Origin of the sequence: Limnohabitans sp. Hippo3 (assembly GCF_003063665.1) — a bacterium.
Lineage (GTDB): Bacteria > Pseudomonadota > Gammaproteobacteria > Burkholderiales > Burkholderiaceae_C > Limnohabitans_A.
This window is the reverse complement of the sequence record NZ_NESF01000001.1, coordinates 915,432-936,834: the sequence shown is the minus strand read 5'-3', so window position 1 is coordinate 936,834 and position 21,403 is coordinate 915,432. Positions and strand designations below refer to the sequence as shown.

The window sequence follows — 21,403 nt, the reverse complement described above, 5'->3', positions numbered from 1 at the left end:
ATGACCCGCCCGTCATGGGCAGTACAGGTGCAGTCGTGGGCGGCATCCATGGTTGTTTTTTTGTCTCGCCGGCCACCGGGGTCGTTCGAGTTGTTTCCGGTTCATCCTTCAATGACATCAACTTCTTCTTTGGCCGCTGCATCCCGTCAGGTTCTGCCCGACGCTTGGCAGGTTGAAGTCCATTCTTGTCTGCAACCTGATGAAAACGCAACAGCCTGGTTGGAGGTTGACCTTGACAGCAGCTTGCGATTTGCCAAAAGTGCCATCATTTTGACCGATCGGCGGGTCCTATCCCGGCCCGAAGGTGAAAAAAACTGGTCCAGCTGGGCTTTGCAGCCGGGTTTGGCCTTGAAACTCACGGACCATGCGGGTGTGGGCTGCCTCACCATGAGCAATGCCGAGGGACAGCTGGCCGTGTGGCGTTTCACCTTGGGCTTGCAGGCTGCCGTGGCCCGCTGGGTCGCGCAGTTCGATAGCCAATTGGCCCAATGGGGCAGCGCTGAACAGGGGCGACCTTTGCAGTCCGTGCTGTCGGGCTCGGTCTGCCCGGTTTGCCAGACGGTCATGAGCGACGAAGACGAGGATTGTCCCAGCTGCGGCCGTGAAGACTTGGCGCCGCCTTCGACCTGGACGCTGTTCAAATTGTGGCGATTTGCCCGGCCCTACCAGCGCTCCTTGTTGGCCGGATTTTTGCTCACCCTGGCCGCCACCGCCGCCACCTTGGTGCCGCCCTACCTGACCATGCCCTTGATGGATGACATCCTCATCCCTTACCAAAACGGTCAGGCCATTGACCCCGGTCTGGTCTCTCTGTATTTGCTGGGCTTGTTCGGTTCAGCCCTGCTGGCCTGGGGTCTGGGCTGGGCCAAAACCTACATCCTGGCCTTGGTGTCCGAGCGCATCGGGGCCGACCTGCGCACCACCACGTACGACCATTTGCTCAAGCTGTCGCTGGAGTATTTTGGCGGGCGGCGCACAGGCGATCTGATTGCCCGCATCGGCAGCGAGACCGACCGCATCAACGTCTTTTTGTCGCTGCACCTGCTGGACTTTGCCACCGACGTCTTGATGATCCTGATGACGGCCATCATCTTGTTCACCATCAACCCGACCTTGGCTTTGGTGACCTTGCTGCCCTTGCCCTTCATCGCCTGGCTGATCCATGTGGTGCGCGAAAAGCTGCGCACCGGTTTCGAGAAAATTGACCGCGTGTGGGCCGAAGTGACCAACGTCCTGACCGACACCATCCCCGGCATCCGGGTGGTCAAAGCCTTCGCACAGGAAGATCGCGAAGCCCAACGTTTCAAGGACGCCAACGCGCACAACCTGCAGGTCAACGACCGGCTCAACCGCGTCTGGTCGCTGTTCTCGCCCACGGTGACGCTGATGACCGAAATCGGCCTGCTGGTGGTGTGGGGTTTTGGCATCTGGCTGGTGTCGGACGACCAGATCACGGTCGGTGTCCTGACCGCGTTTTTGGCCTACATCGGGCGCTTTTACAGCCGCCTCGATTCGATGAGCCGGATCGTCTCCAACACCCAAAAGGCCGCATCCGGTGCCAAGCGCATTTTTGACATCCTCGACCATGTCTCCAGCGTGCCCGAGCCGCTCAGCCCTGTGGCCTTGCCAACGCGTGTGCAAGGTCGCATCACGGTGCGCGATGCGGGCTTTCGCTATGGCAACCGCGCGGTGATCCGCCAGCTCAACCTCGACATCCAACCCGGCCAGATGATTGGCCTGGTGGGCCACAGTGGCTCGGGCAAGAGCACGCTGGTCAACCTGATCTGCCGCTTTTATGACCTGAGCGATGGTGCCATCGAGCTCGATGGCACCGACATCCGCCAGCTCAAGGTGGCCGACTACCGCCGCCAGATTGGTCTGGTGCTGCAAGAGCCATTCTTGTTCTTCGGCACCATCGCCGACAACATCGCCTACGGCAAGCCCGAAGCCACCCGCGAAGAGATCGTGGCCGCTGCCCGTGCAGCCCATGCCCACGAGTTCATCTTGCGCATGCCGCAGGGTTACGACTCCCTGGTGGGCGAGCGCGGTCAGGGTTTGTCGGGCGGTGAGCGCCAGCGCATCTCGATTGCCCGTGCTTTGCTCATCAACCCCCGCATCCTCATCCTGGACGAGGCCACCTCGGCCGTGGACACCGAGACCGAAAAAGAGATTCAAAAAGCGCTGGACAACCTGGTGCGCGGGCGCACGACGATTGCCATCGCGCACCGACTGTCCACTTTGCGCAAGGCCGACCGTCTGGTGGTCATGGACAAAGGGCTGGTGGTCGAAGAGGGGACGCACGACGCGCTCATCGAGGCCCAAGGCGCTTACTGGCGTTTGTACGAAGCGCAGCAGCGCCAGGCCGAAGCCGAGGCGGTGTTGGGTGGCAGCGACGAAGACAAGAAGGTGATCGCATGAACCCCTTTGATTTGCAACGCGACGCCTTTGGCCGCTGGGTCCTGCAGCTGCCCGATGGCACGCGACACGTTCCTGTGACCGCCTTGCGCGCCTACCCGGTGTCCGCGCCGGACGAAGGGGTGGCGCTGATGGATGCCGACGGGCACGAGATTTTCTGGATCGATGCCTTGGACCAGCTGGCATCCGCTCTGCGCTCCCAGGTCATCCAGGCCCTGAACGAGCGGGAGTTCTTGCCAGAAATCCTTCAGCTGACCGATGTCAGCAGCTTCGCCACGCCCAGCACCTGGTCGGTGCTCACCGACCGGGGCAGCACACAGTTTTTGCTCAAGGGGGAAGAAGACATCCGGCGCTTGACGGGCACGGTGCTGCTGATCAACGACGCCAATGGGGTGCAGTTCATGATCCGCGACCTGGCGGCCATGGACAAGCATTCGCGCAAACTGCTGGACCGGTTCCTCTGAGCGGCCTCAAAGAGGCCAGACCGAGCCCTGTTCAGGCACCAGCGCACGCCATTTGATCTCGTGCTCGATGCGCTGGCGCAGCATGTCGGACGCCTCGCGCTCGCCATGCACCACATACACCTGCCCGGGTGCGCTGGGCATTTTGTGCAACCAGCTCAGCAGCTGGTTCGCGTCGGCATGGGCTGAGGCCGATTCGATTTGCGCCACCTCGGCCCGCACCGCCACATCCTGCGCGTGGATGCGGAGGGTGCTGTGGCCATTGGCCAGCGCTGCACCGCGTGTGCCCGGCGCTTGGTAGCCCGTCAGGATCACCATGTTGCGGTGGTCGCCCGCGTATTGTGCCAGGTGGTGCAGCACCCGCCCACCCGTGGCCATGCCGCTGGCCGCCAGGATCACCATCGGGCCGTGCCGCCGTGCCAGTGACTTGGATTGTTCAGGCGTCTCCAGCATGGTGGCCACATGGTCCATGTTGCGCACTTCCTGCACGCTCAGGCGGTGCTCACCCGGGTGGCGTTCAAACAAGGCCGTGGTGTGGATCGCCATCGGGCTGTCCAGAAAAATCGGCAAACCTTTGGGAATTTCCCCGGCCGCTTTGAGCTGCGCGATGGTGTGCAGCACGGCCTGCGCACGCCCCACGGCAAAGACCGGCACCACGGCCACACCGCCGCGAGCGGCCAGTTTTTTCAAGAGCGGCCCGAGCTCCTCGAATAGCTTTTCCTTGGGGTGCTGGCGGTCACCATAGGTGGACTCGATCAAGACCGTGTCGGCCTGCGGTGGTGGCTCCGGCGGGTTCATCAGCGGATCGTCGGGTCGGCCCAGATCGCCAGAAAACAGAATGCGCCGACCTGCCACATTGAGCAGCAAACTTGCCGCACCCAGAATGTGCCCGGCGGGCTGAAAGCGCGCCTTCCAGCCCCGAATGGGCTCGAACCACTGGCCCTGGTGTTCTGCGCGCAATTGTTTCAGGCAGTGGATGGCCTCTTGCTTGGTGTACAGCGGCAGGGCCGGTGCGTGTTTGGAAAAGCCGTGCCGGTTGGCAAAAAAAGCATCTTCTTCCTGAATGTGCCCACTGTCGGGCAGCAGAATGCTGGCCAGATCGCAAGTGGCCGAGGTGGCATGCACCCGGCCCCGAAAACCGTTTTTGACCAGCAATGGCAAGTAGCCGCTGTGGTCCAGGTGCGCATGGGTCAGCACCAACGCGTCAATGTGAGCCGGGTTCGCGGGCAGGTGGTTCCAGTTGCGCAGGCGCAGCTGTTTGTAACCCTGAAACAGCCCGCAATCGACCAGCAGCCGTTTCTGGTTGTGCTCGATCAGGTATTTGGAGCCGGTGACGGTGTCGGCTCCGCCGAGGAAGGTGATGGTGGCGCTCATGCTTCGCATGCTGCCTTCAAAAGCAAAAGCCTGCTTGACGCAAGTCAAACCCCGGTGGGGTACAACAAAGCCATCTTGTCATACCCGCGAAGGCGGGTATCCATGGCAGTCGAAGACATGGACCCCTGATCGGGTCGGGGGTGACCATTCAATTGTCATGCCCGCATCCAGTGCGGCCGAAGGCATGGATCCCCGATCAGGTCGGGGATGACCATTCAAGTGTCATGCCCGCGAATGCGGGTATCCATGGTGGTCGAAGGCATGAACCCCGACAGGTCGGGAGAGACGAACGCAGTTCAGCCGCCGAAGAAACCCTTGAGCTTGTCGGTCCAGCTCTCGCCACTGGGCTGGTGTTTGCCGCCGCCTTTTTTCAGGGACTCTTCAAACTCCTTGAGCAGCTTTTTCTGGTGCTCAGTGAGCTTGACCGGGGTTTCCACCGTGATGTGGCAATACAAGTCGCCTGGGTAGCTGCCGCGCACACCCTTGATGCCTTTGCCGCGCAAGCGGAACTGCTTGCCCGTCTGGGTGCCTTCTGGAATGTCGATCGCCGCTTTGCCGCCCAGGGTCGGCACCTCGATCTCACCGCCCAAAGCCGCTTTGGAAAAGCTGATCGGCACCGCGCAGTGCAGGTCATCGCCATCGCGCTCGAAGATGTCGTGTTTCTTCAGTCGGATCTCGATGAACAAATCACCAGGTGGCCCGCCATTGGTGCCTGGCTCGCCATTGCCCGCGCTGCGGATGCGCATGCCGTCGTCGATGCCAGCCGGGATTTTGACTTCCAGTGTTTTCTGTTTCTTGACCTTGCCTTGCCCGTGGCAAGTGCCGCAAGGGTCGGGGATGATCTTGCCCGTGCCCCGGCAGTGCGGGCAGGTCTGCTGCACGCTGAAGAAACCCTGGCGCATCTGCACCTGGCCTTGGCCGTGACAGGTCGAACAGGTCTTGGCGCTGGTGCCGGGTTTGGCGCCCGTGCCGTGGCAGGTGTCGCACTCGTCCCAGCTGGGGATGCGCAGCTGCGAGTCCTTGCCGTTGGCCGCTTCTTCAAGCGTGATCTCCATCGCGTAGCTGAGGTCCGCACCCCGGAACACTTGACGCCCGCCGCCGCGCCCACCGCGGCCCTGGCCACCAAAAATGTCACCAAAGATGTCGCCAAACGCATCACCGAAACCGCCAAAGCCTTCGGCACCGCCACGCATATTGGGATCGACCCCGGCATGGCCATGCTGGTCATAAGCCGCGCGTTTTTGCGGGTCTGACAGCATCTCGTAGGCCTCTTTGACCTCTTTGAATTTGGTTTCGGCGTCTTTGGCCTTGGCGTCATTCCCCTGGTTGCGGTCGGGGTGGTACTTCATCGCCAGCTTGCGATAAGCCTTTTTGATGTCTTCGTCTGAAGCGTTTTTGGCAACGCCCAGCACTTCGTAAAAATCTCGTTTTGTCGCCATGACTTTCAGGCCTTTACATGCAAAAAACGTCCCGAGACTTGCCCGGGACGTTGGGGGTGTTTGTGGGAGGCCACCCCTGTGGCCGATTGCAATCGCGAGCAGGGGCTCGCTCCCACGGGATGGCCCACAGCTTCCATGCGGGCATCAGCCCTTTTTGACTTCCTTGACTTCCGCGTCCACCACGTTGTCGTCTTGGGGCTTGGCTTCGGCTGCACCTGCACCCGCAGCGGCTTGCTGCGCTTGCATGTCGGCGTAGACCTTTTCGCCCAGCTTCTGGCTGGCGGTCATCAGCGCTTCGGTTTTGGCTTCGATGGCGTCTTTGTCTTCGCCCTTCAAAGCTTCTTCCAGCGCTTTGCTGGCTGTTTCGATGGCTTCCTTTTCGGCCGCCTCGATCTTGTCGCCGTGCTCTGTCAGGCTCTTCTTGACGCTGTGCACGGCGGCTTCACCAGCATTGCGGGCCTGCACCAGTTCGAGTTTTTTCTTGTCTTCGGCCGCGTTCAGCTCGGCGTCTTTCACCATTTGCTGAATTTCTTCTTCCGACAAGCCCGAGTTGGCCTTGATCGTGATCTTGTTTTCCTTGCCGGTGCCCTTGTCCTTGGCGCCCACGTGCAAGATGCCGTTGGCGTCGATGTCGAACGACACTTCGATCTGAGGCGTACCACGGGGTGCGGGTGGGATGCCTTCGAGGTTGAACTCGCCCAGCAATTTATTGCCCGAAGCGATGTCGCGCTCACCCTGGAACACCTTGATCGTCACCGCAGGCTGGTTGTCTTCGGCAGTCGAGAAAGTCTGTGCAAACTTGGTCGGGATGGTGGTGTTCTTGGTGATCATCTTGGTCATCACACCGCCCATGGTTTCGATGCCCAGAGACAAAGGTGTCACGTCGAGCAGCAGCACGTCGGTGCGGTCGCCAGACAAGACCTGGCCCTGGATCGCAGCGCCCACGGCCACGGCTTCGTCGGGGTTCACGTCCTTGCGGGGCTCTTTGCCGAAGAACTCCTTGACCTTCTCCTGCACCTTGGGCATGCGGCTCATGCCGCCCACCAGGATCACGTCGTGGATGTCGGAGACCGACACGCCAGCATCCTTGATGGCCATGCGGCAGGGGGCGATGGTGCGCTCGATCAGCTCTTCCACCAGCTGCTCCAGCTTGGCACGGGTCAGCTTGATGTTCAGGTGTTTGGGGCCTGTGGCATCGGCCGTGATGTAAGGCAGGTTGACGTCGGTCGAGGCCGAGCTGGACAGCTCGATCTTGGCCTTTTCAGCGGCTTCTTTCAGGCGCTGCAGGGCCAGCACGTCCTTGGTCAGGTCCACGCCGGATTCTTTCTTTAACTCGGCAATGATGAAGTCGATGATGCGCTGGTCGAAGTCTTCGCCGCCCAGGAAAGTGTCGCCGTTGGTGGACAGCACTTCGAACTGCTTTTCGCCATCGACATCGGCGATCTCGATGATGGACACGTCGAAGGTGCCGCCACCCAGGTCATACACCGCGATTTTGCGGTCGCCTTTTTCCTGCTTGTCCAGGCCAAAGGCCAGGGCTGCAGCGGTGGGCTCGTTGATAATGCGCTTGACGTCCAGACCGGCGATGCGGCCAGCGTCCTTGGTGGCCTGGCGCTGGGCGTCGTTGAAGTAAGCGGGCACCGTGATGACGGCCTCGGTCACTTCTTCGCCGAGGTAGTCTTCGGCGGTTTTCTTCATCTTGCGCAGGATTTCAGCGCTGATCTGGGGTGGGGCCAGTTTGTTGCCGCGCACCTCAACCCAGGCATCGCCATTGTCGGCCTTGGTGATGGTGTAGGGCATCAGGTCGATGTCCTTTTGGACTTCCTTCTCGGCAAATTTGCGACCGATCAGGCGCTTGACCGCGTAGAGCGTGTTTTTGGGGTTGGTCACCGCCTGTCGCTTGGCCGAGGCACCGACCAGGATTTCGCCGTCTTCCTGGTACGCAATGATCGACGGGGTGGTGCGAGCGCCTTCGGCGTTCTCGATCACTTTGGTCGTGTTGCCTTCCATGATGGCCACGCACGAGTTGGTGGTGCCCAGGTCAATACCGATGATTCTTCCCATTTTGATGCTCCGAAATTGGTTAAAAGTACAGATGTTTTGCAGTTGGGGCGGGGTGAATGCTTTTCAAGTCCCCTTACGCCCAAAAAGGTCATATTGGCTGTCATCCCGGCCCCCGAGCCGGGATCCATCCGTTTGAAGTCATGGACCCCGGATCAAGTCCGGGGTGACAGTTTGGGTAGGAAGCGGGGTTTATTTTGGCGCCGTGACCGTGACCAGAGCTGGGCGCAACACCCGGTCGGCGATCTGGTAGCCCTTTTGCAGCACCGTGACCACGGTGTTGGGCTCCTGCTCGGCAGGGACCACGCTGATGGCTTGGTGGTGGTGTGGATCGAACTTGGTGCCCGCTGCGGGTGCAATTTCAACCACTTTGTTGCGTTCCAGCGCGCTTTTGAGCTGGCGCAGGGTGGCTTCCGAGCCTTCGCGGATCTGCTCGATCGTCACGTTGGGGATGGCCAGACCCGCTTCCAGGCTGTCCAGCACGGGCAGCAGGCTGTCGGCAAAACTCTCCACGGCGAATTTGCGGGCTTTGGTGATTTCGTCGTCGGCACGGCGGCGGGCGTTTTGCACATCGGCCTGGGCGCGCAGGTACTGGTCGGCCAGATCGGCGTTTTGGGCTTTCAGGTTCGCCAGCTCGGCCTGGGCATCGGCCAGCGGATCGGCCGCGGTGGTGGCTGCGGCGGCCAGTTCTTCGTCGCTCAGGGGCTTGGGGTTGGGGTTTTGTGTGGCTTCTGACATGAGCAATCTGCGCAAAAAATGAATACCCCCTTTAAATAGGGGCGTTGTTCAGGGCTTCAAGAGGGCAAGAAAAACCCGCCGAACGGCGGGTCAGGTGGGTGCCAGTCTGGCGCAGGCTCAGTCCAGGGCCAGCAGTTCCACATCGAATTTCAGGGTGGCATTGGGCGGAATCACGCCACCCGCGCCGCGGGCACCATAGCCCAGCTCAGGGGGGATGATCAGGGTGCGCTGACCGCCCACCTTCATGCCGGCCACGCCTTCGTCCCAGCCCTTGATGACCATGCCTGCACCCAAACCGAACACAAAGGGGTCACGGCGGTCACGGCTCGAATCGAACTTGGCGCCTTGCTGGCCGTCCTTGTAGAGCCAGCCGGTGTAGTGCACGGTGACATCCTGGCCAGCGGTGGCGATCGCGCCTTCGCCCACGACGGTGTCTTCGTATTGCAGGCCGGAGGGGGTGGTGTTCATGGAGGGGATCCTGTCAGTCAGTGTCCGGAGCCATCGGTCGGCTTTCCGGGATGTGGAAAACACAAAATTATGCCAGCCCCGCGCGTTCCATCAACGCGCCTGTTGGCGTTTGGCCAAGTCACGCATCAGCGCACCCACACCATAGGTCCACGCGGGTGCCTGGTCCGAGGTGGTGACCTGGTTGGTCAGGGTGCCCAGCTGCGGGGTGGAAATGCTCACCACATCGCCCACCACATGGGTGAAGCCCTGGCCAGGGCCGTGGCGGTCTTGAGTGGGGGCGAACATGGTGCCCAGGAACAGCATCATGCCGTCCGGGTACTGGTGGTATTTGCCCATGGCCTGGCCCGCCAGGTCCAGCGGGTCGCGGCTGATCTGGCTCAAGGCGCTGCTGCCTTGCATCACAAAACCTTCGGGGCCTTGTACTTTCAGGCTCAGCTCGCATTGGCGCACATCGTCGATGCCGAAGTGCTCGTCAAACAGGCGGATGAAGGGGCCGATCGCGCAGCTGGCGTTGTTGTCTTTGGCTTTGCCCAGCAGCAGCGCGCTGCGGCCTTCGAAGTCGCGCAGGTTCACGTCGTTGCCCAAGGTGGCACCCACCACTTCACCGCGCGAGTTGGCGGCCAGCACGATCTCGGGCTCCGGGTTGTTCCACTGGCTGCCCGGGTGAAGCCCTATTTTTGCGCCAGGGCCCACCGCGCTCATGGGTTGTGCTTTGGTGAAGATTTCGGCGTCGGGCCCGATGCCCACTTCCAGGTATTGCGACCACATGCCTTGGGCCAGCAACACTTCCTTGAGTTTGGCCGATTCGGGCGAGCCGGGCACCACGCTGCGCAGGTTGTCGCCAATGACCGCCACCACCGCCTGGCGCACGGCTTCGGCGCGGCTGGCGTCGCCACGGGCTTGTTCTTCGATCACACGCTCGAGCATGCTGGCTACAAAGGTCACGCCCGCCGCCTTGACGGCTTGCAGGTCGCAGGGGGCCAAAAACCAGGGCTTGGACGGGTCACGCGCAGCTTCGTCGCTGTTGGCCAGCACGGCCGCTGTTTGGGCCAGGGGGGAGGCCTGGCCTGTGCGGATGCATTGCCTGACACGTTGAGCCACTTGCTCCAGTTCGAGCAACTCGCTGCATGTGAGCGCCAGGCGCGACAGGTCCAGCACCTGGTCGGGCGTCACCGCGACCAGAACCGGGCCGGTGTTCGGTTGCCAGATGCGGCCGATCAAGAGGGCGTTGTCAGACAGTGAGGGCAGGGCGGAGGTGTTCATTGCGGGTGTCCAAATGGGTGCGGTCTATCTTGCCAGAAGCGGGCAGCGGCCAGCTGTCACTTAGGGGCCTGGGGTGGTTTGGGCACCGGACTGGCGCGGGCCTGCCGTGTTGGCCAGTTGGGGGCCCAGATGCAATGCGTTACAAGCTTGTGCGCTGCAACACCGAAATGTCCGGCCTTTGATCTTAGAGTGGCGTGTCTCGGTTGAAAGGAGCTTTCAAATGAACACGATGACTGCATTCAAATCCGCGGGTGCCTTGACCTGTGCTTTGGCCATTTTGCTCACAGGGTGTGCAACGGCCACACCCGAACAAAAGGGGGCCGGAACCGGTGCGGTGATCGGTGCCGTGGCTGGGCAAATTCTGGGGCGTGACAGCAAATCCACCGTCATTGGTGCGGGTCTGGGTGCTTTGGGCGGCTATGTCTGGTCGAAAAGCATGGAGGACAAGAAGCGGGCCATGGAGCAAGCCACCGCCGGTACCGGCACGGTGGTCACGCAGACCGCAGACAACCAGCTCAGGCTCAGCATCCCCAGCGATATTTCATTTGATTCGGGCCGTTCCGAAATCCGGCCCAATTTGCGCCCGATCCTGGACCAGTTTGCCCAGGGCTTGAGCCAGCAGCCCAGCATGGAAGTGCGCATCGTGGGGCACACCGACAACACCGGCAGTGACGCCGTCAACAACCCCTTGTCGGTCAACCGCGCCCAAAGTGCCCGCGATTACCTGGTGTCGCGCGGCGTGAACAGCAGCCGCATCAGCATCGATGGGCGCGGTTCTCGCGAGCCCATCGCTGACAACAACACCGAATCAGGCCGTGCCCGCAATCGCCGCATCGAGATTTTCCTGGCAGAGCGTGCTGCAGGACGTTGAGGCGTGGCTGTTGCCGTAATGGTCTATGTCACTTACTAACTGAACGTAGGTCTATGCCTTCGCCTGCCATGGATACCGCATGCGCGGGTATGACACGTGGGAAGTCATGACCGACCTGATCTGATCTGATCTGATCAGGTTTGTGCCTTTGGTTGCCGAGGATGCCTGCATGCGCGGGTGTGGCACATGAATGGTCATACCCGACTTGATCGGGTATCCATGCTTGCTCAGCGCTCAGCCTGAGAACGTTACAGGTAAATCTTTTGCAGCAGCGTCAGCAGTGTTGTGCGCTGCGCAGGGGTGAGCCGTGCGGTTTTCTCGATTTCGAGTTCGGTGGCGGTCTGCTCGGCTTGCACCATCAGCGCCTGGCCTTTGGGGGTGGCGTGCAGTCCGACGGCGCGCCCATCGTGCGGGTGCGGTTTGCGCTCGATCAGGCCACGTGACTCCAGCGACTGGATCAGGCCCACCAGGTTGGGGGGCAGCAGGTCGAGCGTGGCGCACAACTGGCGCGAGGTCACGCCGGCGTTGTGGCAGATGATGGACATGACCGAGAAATCCACGGGCTTGAGACCGTAAGGGGCCAGCCGTTCCAGAAACAAGCCGATGATGCTGAGCGCCGCACGCCGTGCGTTGTAGCCCATCAGGGATTGCAGGTAAGTGCTGTCCACTTTGTCGACGGCCGATCCCGAAGCGGGATCGGCTTTTGGGGATCGCGCTTTTTTGGGGTCGGGCTGGGTAGCTTTGCTCATGCTGCCGCCGTGCATTGCTGCACGATGATGAAAGTGCGCATCTGGAATTCGGGCAGTACCCAGCTGCGCAGGGCCTTGGCCGGAGCACGCCATCGGGTATCGGCCTGGGGTGTCTGCTCGTCCAGGCCGGCTTCGATGCGCAGCCAAGCCCAGTCCATCAGCACCAGGGCCACGGCACGCAGGTAGTCGTCGGCCACACGGAAGGGCAAAGCGGCGTCTTGCGGCGCCGCTTTCAAGATCTGCTCGGTCACGGCACGCAGGGTTTGAATGCGGGCTTGCGAGGCGGTGCTGGTTTTGGCTGACTTGGACAAGTCAGCGGCGATGGTGTCGAGCAGGGCGTTCATGCCCTGACCGCCATCGGCCATCACTTTACGCACCAGCAGGTCAATCGCCTGGATTTCGTTGGTGCCTTCGTAGATCATGGCCACACGGGCGTCGCGCACGATTTGCTCGATGCCCCATTCGCGCACATAACCATGGCCACCGAACACCTGCAGACAGTCGCTGCCGCCATGAAAGGCCTGGTGGGTGAACACCGATTTCATGACCGGCGTGACCAGAGCGCACCAGCGCTGGGCGGTGGCTTGGGTGTTGGCGTCGGGGCTGTGCTTGATCAGGTCCAGCTCCAGCGCGGTGCGGTAGGCCAGCACGCGACCGGCATCAACCCAGGCGCGTTGCGTATCCAGAATGCGGCGCATGGCGGGGTGCTCGGCAATGAAATCCGCTTCTGCAGCCGATTTGCCTTTGCCCGGCGCACGCATCTGTCGGCGTTCTTGGGCGTAGGCATCGGCTTTTTGCCAGGCGGCGTCCAGCAGGCCAATGCCTTGCAGGGCCACGTGCAGGCGGGCGGCGTTCATCATCACGAACATCGCGTTCAGGCCCTTGCCGGGCTCGCCCACGATCGAACACACCGCTTCGTCAAAACGCATCACGCAGGTGGGGCTGCCGTGCAGGCCCATTTTTTCTTCGATCCGGTCGCAGTACACGCGGCTGCGCGAGCCATCCGGGTAGAACTTGGGCACCAAAAACAGCGACAGGCCTTTGGGGCCGGGCGGGGCATCAGGCAGGCGGGCCAGCACCAAGTGAACAATGTTGTCGGTCAGGTCGTGCTCACCGCCCGAGATGAAAATCTTGGTGCCGCTCACGGCGTATGTGCCATCGGGCAAGGGGACTGCTTTGGTACGGGCCAGGCCCAAATCAGAGCCTGCATGCGGCTCGGTCAGGCACATGGTGGCCAGCCATTCGCCGGTGGCCACTTTCTCTAAATATTGCGTTTTGAGCTCGTCGCTGGCGTGGTGTTTGATGCATTCATAAGCGCCGTGCAGCAGGCCGGGGGCCATGGTCCAGCCGTGGTTGGCCGCGCTCAGCATTTCGTACAGCATGGCTTCGAGCACGCTGGGCAGGCCTTGGCCGCCGTCTTCGGCGCTGGCTGCCAAGGCGGGCCAGCCCGATTGCCAGAACGACTGGTAAGCGGCCTTGAAGCCAGGCGGCATGGTGACCGCGCCGTCCTTCCATTGCGCGCCGATTTCGTCGCCATCGCGGTTCAGCGGGGCGATCACTTCGCCCACGAACTTGCCCGCTTCATCGAGCACCTGTTGCATCAAGTCCGGGTCCACCTCGGTAAAGGCGGGCAGGGCTTGCAGTTGGGCGGGTGCGTTCAGGACGCGTGACAACACAAACTGCATGTCGTCGGTGCGGGGTTGGTAGGCGTTCATGGGGCGAATGGCGAATGAAGAAAAGTCCGGGCCACCCACGGGACAGGCCGGACCAGGTTCAAGGGACAGATCAGGAGTCGACGCTGAAGCCGATGCGCTTGATCAGGGGACCCCAGCGCTCGAGTTCCACTTGCGAGCTCTTGAGCTGGTCAGCGGCAGTGCCACCAAACGGAATCAAGCCCACCACGGTCAAGGCATCTTGCACGCCTTTGTCTTTGAGGGCGGCATTGATCGCAGCGTTGGCTGCTTGCACCACGTTGGCCGGGGTTTTGGCGGGGGCGTAAAAACCAAACCACTCTTCCACCGTCAACTCAGGGAAGCCTTGCTCGGCAAAGGTGGCCACATCGGGCACAAAAGGCGAACGGGTTTTGCCCGAAGTGGCGATGATGCGCATCTTGCCGGCTTTGTGGTTGGCAATGAAGTCACCGTGTGGGGTGAACATGCTGGCGATCTGGCCGCCCACCACATCGGTCACGCCCGGCACCGAGCCACGGTAAGGCACATGCTTGAACTCGAAGTTCTGGTTCAAGCCCAACAAGGCGCCGATGAAGTGGGGCGTGGAGCCTGCGGCAGGCGAGCCGTAGCTGGCTTGTGCCGGGTTGGCTTTGGCCCAGGCGATGAAGTCTTTCACGTTCTTCACACTGGCGGGCACCATAGGGCCGACGGCAAAGCCATGGTGGATCATGGAGGCGGTGCCAACGGGGATGAAGTCTTCGAAAGGCTTGTACTGCAGATTTTTGAAGATGTGTGGGTAGAGCGAGATGGCCGAGAACGGTGTCATGGCCAGAACCGAACCGTCGGCAGGAGCACTCTTGAGCAAATTCAGCGCAATTTGGCCGCCCGCGCCTGGGCGGCTGTCGATGATGCCCGCGTTCTTGCTGTAAGGGGTGCCGCCAAATTTCTCGGCCACGCGGCGGGCGCAGATGTCGCCAGAGCTGCCGGGCGGAAAGCCGTACAGAACCTTGACTTGCTCAATGGGCAAGCCACTTTGCGCCCAGGCCTGCTGGAAAGCCGTACTGCCCAGAACGGCAGCGCCGATGGCAGATTGGATAAATTCACGTCGGTTGCTCATGCTTGTCTCCTCTTGGGGGTGGTTAAAAAAACGTAGGTATGGGGTCAGCTGCAGAGCGCTTTGATGTCTTCGGGCACCGGGATGGCCTTGATGCGGTCCGGATCATCGGGGTGCTTGATGCAGAAAGCACGCACTTCGGTGCCTTCGCACAACACGGTATCGCCACGCATGACCACGTGCTTGTGCACGATGACCTTTTCACGCCACTCCTGCACGCTGGTGTGCACCTGCAGGGTTTCGCCATAGGTGGCGGGGCGGATGAATTTCGTGTTGATCTCCAAGAGTGGCGTCCCGATGATGCCGCGCGTCTTGACCAGCTCACGCCAGGGCGGCACGCCACACTTCACAAAGAAGTTCAGGGACGAGGCGTCCATCCATTTGGAAAAGTTGGGGAAGAAGACGATGCCTGCGGGATCGCAGTCACCGAACATCACTTGCACTTCATAAACAACGGTTTTACTCATGGGAGGTTCTTGGTTGGCGTGAACAAATTTTCAGTTGTCATGCCCGACTCGATCGGGCATCCATGCGCAGCGAGGGTATGGATACCCGCCTGCGAGGGTATGACATGACAACCATCCGTCATGCCCGACTCGATCGGGCATCCATGCGCATCGAAGGCATGGAGTCCCGCCTGCGCAGGTATGACAAATGTGTGAGGTGCACGCATGTTGTGGTGTTGTTAGCGAGGGGCCATGCGCAAAGCGCCGTCCAGGCGGATGGTTTCGCCGTTCAGGTGGTTGTTGGTCACGATGTGGCAGGCCAGCTCGGCGAACTCGCTGGGTTTTCCCAGGCGCGAGGGGAAGGGGATGCTGGCTGCCAGCGACTGCTGCACTGGCTCGGGCAGTTCCTTGAGCAAGGGCGTGGCAAACAGGCCGGGTGCAATGGTGCACACGCGGATGCCATGTTGCGCCAGGTCACGCGCCATGGGCAGCGTCATGCCCGCCACGCCAGCCTTTGAAGCGCTGTAGGCCTGCTGGCCGACTTGTCCGTCGAATGCCGCAACCGAAGCGGTGAACACCATCACGCCACGGGCATTGTCTTCCATGGGTTCGAGCTTGGCGCAAGCGGCAGCGAACAGGCGTGCCGCGTTGTAGGTGCCGATCAGGTTGACGTTGATCACCCTGGCGAAATCGGCCAGCGGGGCGGCGTTGCCGTCCTTGCCCACCACGCGCTTGGCCGAACCGATGCCGGCAATTTGCATCAGGATGCGAGCCGGGCCATGCGCGGCTGCGGCGGTTTCGATGGCATGCTGCATGCTGGCTTCGTCGGCCACGTTGCAAGATACCGCAATGCCGCCGATGTCCTTGGCCACGCGCTCGGCGTTGTCCATGTTGAGGTCGAGCACGGCGACCTTGGCGCCCAGACGGGCCAGTTCGCGGGCGGTGGCTTCGCCCAAACCGGAACCACCACCGGTCACCAGTGCTGCTTGTCCGTGGATGTTCATGTCAGTGCCTTTTCTACAGGAGGTCGGAGCTTCAGCTCCGACATGGTTTTGTATTTTTGTAGGTCGGCGGCTTCAGCCCCGACAAATGCTGGCAGACCGCGAACATGTCGGGGCTGAAGCCACCGACCTACAGGGAGTTTCAAGTGCCTTCCGGGTTTTCGATCAAGAGCGCAATGCCCTGACCACCGCCCACGCAAGCACTCGAGATGCCATAGCGCAAGCCGCTGCGTTTCAATTCACGCGCCAGCGTGATCGTCAGGCGCACGCCCGTTGCAGCCAGCGGGTGGCCCAGGGCAATCGCGCCGCCGTTGACGTTGAGCTTGGGCAAGTCGAGCCCCAACTCGCGGCCCACAGCCAGGGTCTGTGCGCCCTGGGCTTCGTTGATCTCGAAGCGGCCAATGTCGGACAGCTTGAGGCCCGTGCGCTCCAGCAGCAAGCGAATGGCAGGTGCCGGGCCAATGCCCATGATCTCGGGCGGTACACCCACGGCGGCGGCAGCCACCACGCGGGCCAGCGGCTTTTTTTTGTTCGCTTTGGCATAAGCACCCGAGGTCACCACGCAGGCCGCAGCGGCATCGACCAGGGCCGAGCTGTTGCCACCGGTCTGCACGCCGCCTTCGTACACGGGCTTGAGCTTGGCCAGCACTTCGGGCGGTGAGATGCGGGGGTGGGTGTCCGTGCTGATCTCGGTCACTTTGCCTTGCAGTTTGATGCCCCGGGCTTTGTAGCCTTCGAGTTCAAATTTTTCGGTGATCACCGGCACAATCTCGCCCGCGTGGAATCCAGCCTCTTGGGCCGCCACCGCTTTGGCGAAAGAGTCCGATGCGAACTGGTCCACCTCTTCGCGGGTGATGCCGTATTTTTTGGCCAGGTTCTCGGCAGTCTGGATCATGTTGATGCCAGCGGCCGGGTCTTTCAGCGCTTCCCACATGTAGTCCTTGAAGCCCACGGGTGCACCCAGTTTGAAGCCAGTGCGGTGGTCAAAGGCGGCAATCGGGTTGCGCGTCATGCTCTCGGTGCCCACCACCAGCGCCGCGTCGCACACGCCCGCTTCGATCTGCTCACCCGCCTGGCGGAACAGCTCAAAGCCGGTGCCGCAAATGCGCTGTGTCATGATGGCCGGGACTTCCTGCGGCACACCGGCATACAGGCCAATGTGGCGCGGCAGGAAGAACTGGTCAAAGTCGCCCGGGGCCATGTTGCCAGTGATGACCGAGCCGATCTCAGTGGCGGCGATACCTGCGCGCTTGAGTGCTTCGCGTGCGGCCTTGATGCCGAGGTCGGTGGGCGAGATGTGTCCCAATGCACCACAGTAATCGACCATGGGCGTGCGCACGCCCTCGTGCATCCACACATCGGCAAACGCGTTGAAAAATCCTTTGGCTGTCATCATTTTCCTTTGAGGATTGTCATGCCCGACTTGATCGGGCATCCATGTTCATCGAAGGCATGGATTCCCGCGTTCGCGGGTATGACAAGTGAGTGGTTTACGTTTGGGGTTTGACGATGTAGTGCAGCGTATCGGCATGCAACGCTGCCACGGTGTCGGCGCGGTGGGTGAGCACCGATCGTTGGTTGATGGAGCCTTTGTCGGTGATCTCGCCCTTGTCGATGGTGGGCGGCTCACTCAGCAAGCACAGGCGGGCAATGCGGTTGGCGCTGCCGGTGCTGGTTTTGGCCAGTTCGTTGACGATTTCCTGAAACTTGGCCAGCACCGGGGCCGAGGCCAGCACGTCCGACATGGGAGCGTCGGCGCCCAGGCCACTGAGCGCCCGCACAGCAGGTGTCGGGAAAATCATGGCGCCGACTTCCTTCATGTTCAGGCCGGTGAGCACCGCGTCCTGGATGTAGGGGGCGCCTGCGGCGATGATCTTGCCGCGCAACGGACCCACGCTCACAAAGGTGCCTGTGGCCAGCTTGAAGTCTTCGGCAATGCGGCCGTCAAATTTCAGGCCCAGGTGCACATCGGTCTCGTCGATCCACTTGACCGCGTCGCCGGTGCAAAAGAAGCCTTCCTCGTCAAAGGCCTCGGCAGTTTCCTTGGGGGCACGCCAGTAGCCGGGCGTGATGTTGGGGCCGCGGTAGCGCACCTCGGTCTTGCCTTGCATGTCCACCAGCTTGAGTTCCAGACCGGGGGTGGGCACGCCCAGATCGCCCGCGCGCACGTTGGGGTTGGTCACGAAGATGCCGAACGGGCCGGACTCGGTCATCCCGAGGCCCGTGGTCATGACGATGCGCTCGCCGATCTCGCGCTCCTGCGATTCGTAGAGGCTGTCCCACACGGGTTGGGCCAGGGCGGCGCCAGCGTAGAAGAACATCTGCACGCGCGACAGCAGGGTCTTGCGCAGCGCGTCGTCTGTTTTCATGGCGTTGGCAATGGCTTCGAAGCCGGTGGGCACATTGAAGTAGACCGTCGGTGCGATCTCGCGCAGGTTGCGCAGGGTCTCGCCGATCAGCGCAGGCGTGGGCTTGCCGTCGTCGATGTACAGCGTGCCGCCATGGAAGACGACCATGCCGAAGTTGTGGTTGCCCCCGAAGGTGTGGTTCCAGGGCAGCCAGTCGACCAGCACCAGGTCTTGCTCGGCCAGCACGGGCATGGACTGCGCCATTTGCTGCTGGTTGGCACACCACAGGCGCTGGGTGTTGATGACGGCCTTGGGCAACTTGGTCGAGCCGCTGGTGAACATGAACTTGACGATGGTGTCGGGGCCGGTGGCGGCCATGGCCGCATCTACCGCAGGGGTGGCTGCTGTGGCGCACAGGCTGTCGAACGAGGTCACTTGACGGCCAGCCACACTGCCCTCGCACATCACCACTTCCATGTCGTTGCTCACCGTCGCCGCAATGGCTTTGGCATAGCGCGCGTCTGATGCGAACACCATGCCCGGCGTGACGGTCTTGAGCACGTGCTTGAGCTTGTCGTAGTCCACGCTCACCAGTGAGTAGGGTGGCGAGGTGGGCACAAAGGGCACACCGGCCACCATGGCGCCCAGGGCCAGCAGAGCGTGCTCGAGGCTGTTCTCACTCAGGATGACGACGGGGCGCTCGGCGTTCAGGCCGCGATCGATCAGGCCTTGTGCAATGTTGCGTGCAGTTTGCCAGGCTTGGGCGTAAGTGATGTGCTGCCAGTCACCCAAGGTGCCGTCGGCTTGCTTCATGCGGCGCGCCATGAAGCTGTGCTGGGGTTTGACGCGCGCCCAGTGTTGCAGGCGGTCGGTCAAGCGGTCCGGAAAGGCCTGCAGTTCCTGGTCGGCTTTGAGGTAATGGGTGCCGGGCACGCCATCGCGCAGACTCACGCGGGTGACACCGAACTTCAGGGGACGGAATTTGGGGGCGTTCATGTTTGTCTCCGTTTTATGCGTAGGGCCTGTCATCCCCGCGAAAGCGGGGATCCAGGTTGTTGGCCTGGGCATGAATTTCCACTTTCGCGGAAATGATGCTGATCATTCATTGTGCTTTTTGCACTTTGGCGGCTTTACCTTCCAGGAAGGCGCGGACACGGGCTTTGGCCTCGGGCGCAGACTGGGCTATCGAGGAAATCAGGGCTTCGGTGAAGAAACCGTGGTCAGCGGGCTGCTCGGCGATGCGCGGCAGCGCGTGCATCAGGGCAAAGTTGGTCAGGGGCGCGTTGGTGGCGATGCGGGTGGCCAGCTCGATGGCCTTGGCTAACGCCGTACCGGTGGGCACCAGGTACTGGGCAAAGCCCACGCGCTCACCATCCACCGCGTTGTACACGCGGCCGGTCAGCATCATGTCGGTCATGCGGGCCGCACCAATCAGTTTGGGCACACGTACCGAGCCACCGCCACCAACGAAGATGCCGCGTGTGCCTTCGGGCAGGGCGTAGAAGGTGCTCTCGTCGGCCACGCGCACGTGGCTGGCACTGGCCAGCTCCAGACCACCGCCGACGACTGCGCCGTGCAATGCGGCGACCACAGGCACGCGGCCTTGTTCGATGGCGTTCAGGGCCACGTGCCAGCTGCGTGAGTGGTGGATGCCTTCACCGGCATCGCGTTCCTTGAGTTCGGACAGGTCCAGGCCTGCGCAGAAGTGCTCGCCTTCGCCATGGATCACGGCCGCACCTGCTTCGGCAGGCAGGTTCTGGAACACGTCGCGCAGCGCCTCGATCAGGCCGTCGTTCAAGGCGTTGCGCTTGGCTGGGCGGCACAGGCGGACCACGGCAACGGCGCCCTGCATGCTCAAAGCAACGCCTTGAGCTGCTGCACGGTCAAGAATGGGCTGGTTCAGATGGCTCATGGTGGTGTCCCTCAAAAGACTTGACCCAAAGGGCAAGAAGGTTATTATCAATAACGATATTGTGCGCAGCGGAATGCACTTTCATGCTTGGGGCTTACCCTAGGTTTTGGCCGAAAATGTCCCTTCCTCGCGCGCAGACGGGCGGGAGAGGGCGGCGATGGGCTATCGTGCAGCTGTGAGACTTGAGAGACTGGAAACCCATGAAACACGAAGACCTGATCGCGATTGACATCCACACCCATGCCGAAGTGAGTTGCTGGAACCCGTTTGACAACTACGGTGAGGAATACGACCGCGCGGCCGACAAGTACTTCGGCTCCAACCGTCGCCCAACGATTGCCGAGACGGTGGCTTATTACCGCGAGAAGAAGATCGGTCTGGTCATGTTCACCGTGGACAGCGAGTCACAGCTGGGCCGTCGCCGCATTCCCAACGAAGAGATCGCCAAGGCCGCACGGGACAACAGCGACATGATGATCGCCTTTGCCAGCATCGACCCGCACAAGGGCAAGATGGGCGCGCGCGAAGCCGAGCGCCTGATCAAGGAAGAGGGCATCAAGGGCTTCAAGTTTCACCCCACCGTACAGGGCTTTTTGCCTTATGACCGGATGGCCTGGCCGATTTACGAGGTGATCAACCACTACAAACTGCCCGCCATTTTTCACACTGGGCACAGCGGCATTGGTTCGGGCATGCGCTGCGGCGGGGGCCTTCGCCTGCAAAACAGCAACCCGATGTTGCTCGAAGATGTGGCCATCGACTGGCCCGATATCCAGATCGTGATGGCGCACCCGAGCTTTCCGTGGCAGGACGAGGCGCTCAGCCTGGCCACACACAAGCCCAATGTCTGGATCGATTTGTCGGGCTGGAGCCCCAAATACTTCCCCAAGCCGCTCATTCAGTACGCCAACACCTTGCTCAAGGACAGGGTCTTGTTTGGCAGCGACTACCCCCTGATCACGCCTGAGCGCTGGATGCAGGACTTTGAAGTGGCGGGCTTCAAGCCAGAGGTGATGCCCGGCATCTTGAAGGGCAATGCGCTGCGCTTGCTGGGCTTGGACGAGGCGGCTTGA

At 61.7% G+C, this 21,403-nt stretch carries 18 protein-coding genes; 4 read left to right on the top strand and 14 right to left on the bottom strand.

Going from position 1 to position 21,403, the window contains the following annotated elements; all coding sequences use genetic code 11:
* Window positions 1-111 precede the first annotated feature (111 nt).
* Window positions 112-2,418 carry an ABC transporter ATP-binding protein gene (locus tag B9Z34_RS04355; protein ID WP_108426818.1) on the top strand — a complete coding sequence of 769 codons (2,307 nt, stop codon included), beginning with the start codon at window positions 112-114 and terminating at the stop codon, window positions 2,416-2,418.
* Window positions 2,415-2,879 carry a DUF1854 domain-containing protein gene (locus tag B9Z34_RS04350; RefSeq protein ID WP_108426817.1) on the top strand — a complete coding sequence of 155 codons (465 nt, stop codon included), beginning with the start codon at window positions 2,415-2,417 and terminating at the stop codon, window positions 2,877-2,879. Before B9Z34_RS04355 ends, B9Z34_RS04350 begins: the two co-directional genes overlap by 4 nt.
* A 6-nt stretch (window positions 2,880-2,885) precedes the next feature.
* On the opposite strand, the gene B9Z34_RS04345 is transcribed toward B9Z34_RS04350, so the two are convergent.
* The 6 genes from B9Z34_RS04345 to B9Z34_RS04320 form a co-directional block, all read right to left on the bottom strand.
* Entirely contained in the window at window positions 2,886-4,250 is a 1,365-nt protein-coding gene (locus B9Z34_RS04345; RefSeq protein ID WP_108426910.1) for an MBL fold metallo-hydrolase RNA specificity domain-containing protein, read from the bottom strand.
* Between the two features lie 296 nt (window positions 4,251-4,546).
* Window positions 4,547-5,689, bottom strand: a complete 1,143-nt coding sequence (gene dnaJ, locus B9Z34_RS04340) for a molecular chaperone DnaJ (protein ID WP_108426816.1) — start codon at window positions 5,687-5,689, stop codon at window positions 4,547-4,549.
* A 144-nt stretch (window positions 5,690-5,833) separates the two neighbouring features.
* The gene (gene dnaK / locus B9Z34_RS04335; RefSeq protein WP_108426815.1) at window positions 5,834-7,753 is read right to left on the bottom strand and encodes a molecular chaperone DnaK; all 1,920 of its coding nucleotides are present in this window, start codon (window positions 7,751-7,753) and stop codon (window positions 5,834-5,836) included.
* A gap of 189 nt (window positions 7,754-7,942) precedes the next feature.
* A complete protein-coding gene (gene grpE / locus B9Z34_RS04330; RefSeq protein WP_108426814.1) occupies window positions 7,943-8,488 on the bottom strand; it encodes a nucleotide exchange factor GrpE in 546 nt (181 codons plus the stop codon).
* A gap of 117 nt (window positions 8,489-8,605) precedes the next feature.
* Window positions 8,606-8,956 carry an FKBP-type peptidyl-prolyl cis-trans isomerase gene (locus B9Z34_RS04325; RefSeq protein WP_108426813.1) on the bottom strand — a complete coding sequence of 117 codons (351 nt, stop codon included), beginning with the start codon at window positions 8,954-8,956 and terminating at the stop codon, window positions 8,606-8,608.
* Window positions 8,957-9,046: 90 nt separating this feature from the next.
* Window positions 9,047-10,219 carry a fumarylacetoacetate hydrolase family protein gene (locus B9Z34_RS04320; RefSeq protein WP_108426812.1) on the bottom strand — a complete coding sequence of 391 codons (1,173 nt, stop codon included), beginning with the start codon at window positions 10,217-10,219 and terminating at the stop codon, window positions 9,047-9,049.
* A 220-nt stretch (window positions 10,220-10,439) separates the two neighbouring features.
* Here B9Z34_RS04320 and B9Z34_RS04315 point away from each other — a divergent pair, with 220 nt between their 5' ends.
* The gene (locus B9Z34_RS04315) at window positions 10,440-11,090 is read left to right on the top strand and encodes an OmpA family protein (protein WP_108426811.1); all 651 of its coding nucleotides are present in this window, start codon (window positions 10,440-10,442) and stop codon (window positions 11,088-11,090) included.
* Between the two features lie 248 nt (window positions 11,091-11,338).
* Here B9Z34_RS04315 and B9Z34_RS04310 read toward each other — a convergent pair whose 3' ends face one another.
* From B9Z34_RS04310 to B9Z34_RS04275, 8 genes are all read right to left on the bottom strand, one after another.
* The gene (locus B9Z34_RS04310) at window positions 11,339-11,839 is read right to left on the bottom strand and encodes a MarR family winged helix-turn-helix transcriptional regulator (protein WP_108426909.1); all 501 of its coding nucleotides are present in this window, start codon (window positions 11,837-11,839) and stop codon (window positions 11,339-11,341) included.
* Window positions 11,836-13,554 carry an acyl-CoA dehydrogenase family protein gene (locus B9Z34_RS04305; protein WP_108426810.1) on the bottom strand — a complete coding sequence of 573 codons (1,719 nt, stop codon included), beginning with the start codon at window positions 13,552-13,554 and terminating at the stop codon, window positions 11,836-11,838. Before B9Z34_RS04305 ends, B9Z34_RS04310 begins: the two co-directional genes overlap by 4 nt.
* 70 nt (window positions 13,555-13,624) lie before the next feature.
* Window positions 13,625-14,626, bottom strand: coding sequence for a tripartite tricarboxylate transporter substrate-binding protein (locus B9Z34_RS04300; RefSeq protein ID WP_108426809.1), 1,002 nt, complete (start codon window positions 14,624-14,626; stop codon window positions 13,625-13,627).
* Window positions 14,627-14,670: 44 nt separating this feature from the next.
* Window positions 14,671-15,090, bottom strand: a complete 420-nt coding sequence (locus B9Z34_RS04295) for a thioesterase family protein (protein ID WP_108426808.1) — start codon at window positions 15,088-15,090, stop codon at window positions 14,671-14,673.
* Between the two features lie 218 nt (window positions 15,091-15,308).
* Window positions 15,309-16,073 (bottom strand): SDR family NAD(P)-dependent oxidoreductase, encoded by a 765-nt coding sequence (locus tag B9Z34_RS04290; protein ID WP_108426807.1) that lies wholly within the window; start codon window positions 16,071-16,073, stop codon window positions 15,309-15,311.
* 139 nt (window positions 16,074-16,212) lie between these two features.
* The gene (locus B9Z34_RS04285) at window positions 16,213-17,463 is read right to left on the bottom strand and encodes a thiolase family protein (protein ID WP_108426908.1); all 1,251 of its coding nucleotides are present in this window, start codon (window positions 17,461-17,463) and stop codon (window positions 16,213-16,215) included.
* A gap of 97 nt (window positions 17,464-17,560) precedes the next feature.
* A complete protein-coding gene (locus B9Z34_RS04280) occupies window positions 17,561-19,414 on the bottom strand; it encodes a feruloyl-CoA synthase (protein WP_108426806.1) in 1,854 nt (617 codons plus the stop codon).
* Window positions 19,415-19,520: 106 nt separating this feature from the next.
* The gene (locus tag B9Z34_RS04275) at window positions 19,521-20,270 is read right to left on the bottom strand and encodes a crotonase/enoyl-CoA hydratase family protein (RefSeq protein WP_108426907.1); all 750 of its coding nucleotides are present in this window, start codon (window positions 20,268-20,270) and stop codon (window positions 19,521-19,523) included.
* A gap of 260 nt (window positions 20,271-20,530) precedes the next feature.
* On the opposite strand from B9Z34_RS04275, the gene B9Z34_RS04270 reads away from it, so the two are divergent.
* Window positions 20,531-21,403 (top strand): amidohydrolase family protein, encoded by an 873-nt coding sequence (locus B9Z34_RS04270; RefSeq protein ID WP_108426805.1) that lies wholly within the window; start codon window positions 20,531-20,533, stop codon window positions 21,401-21,403.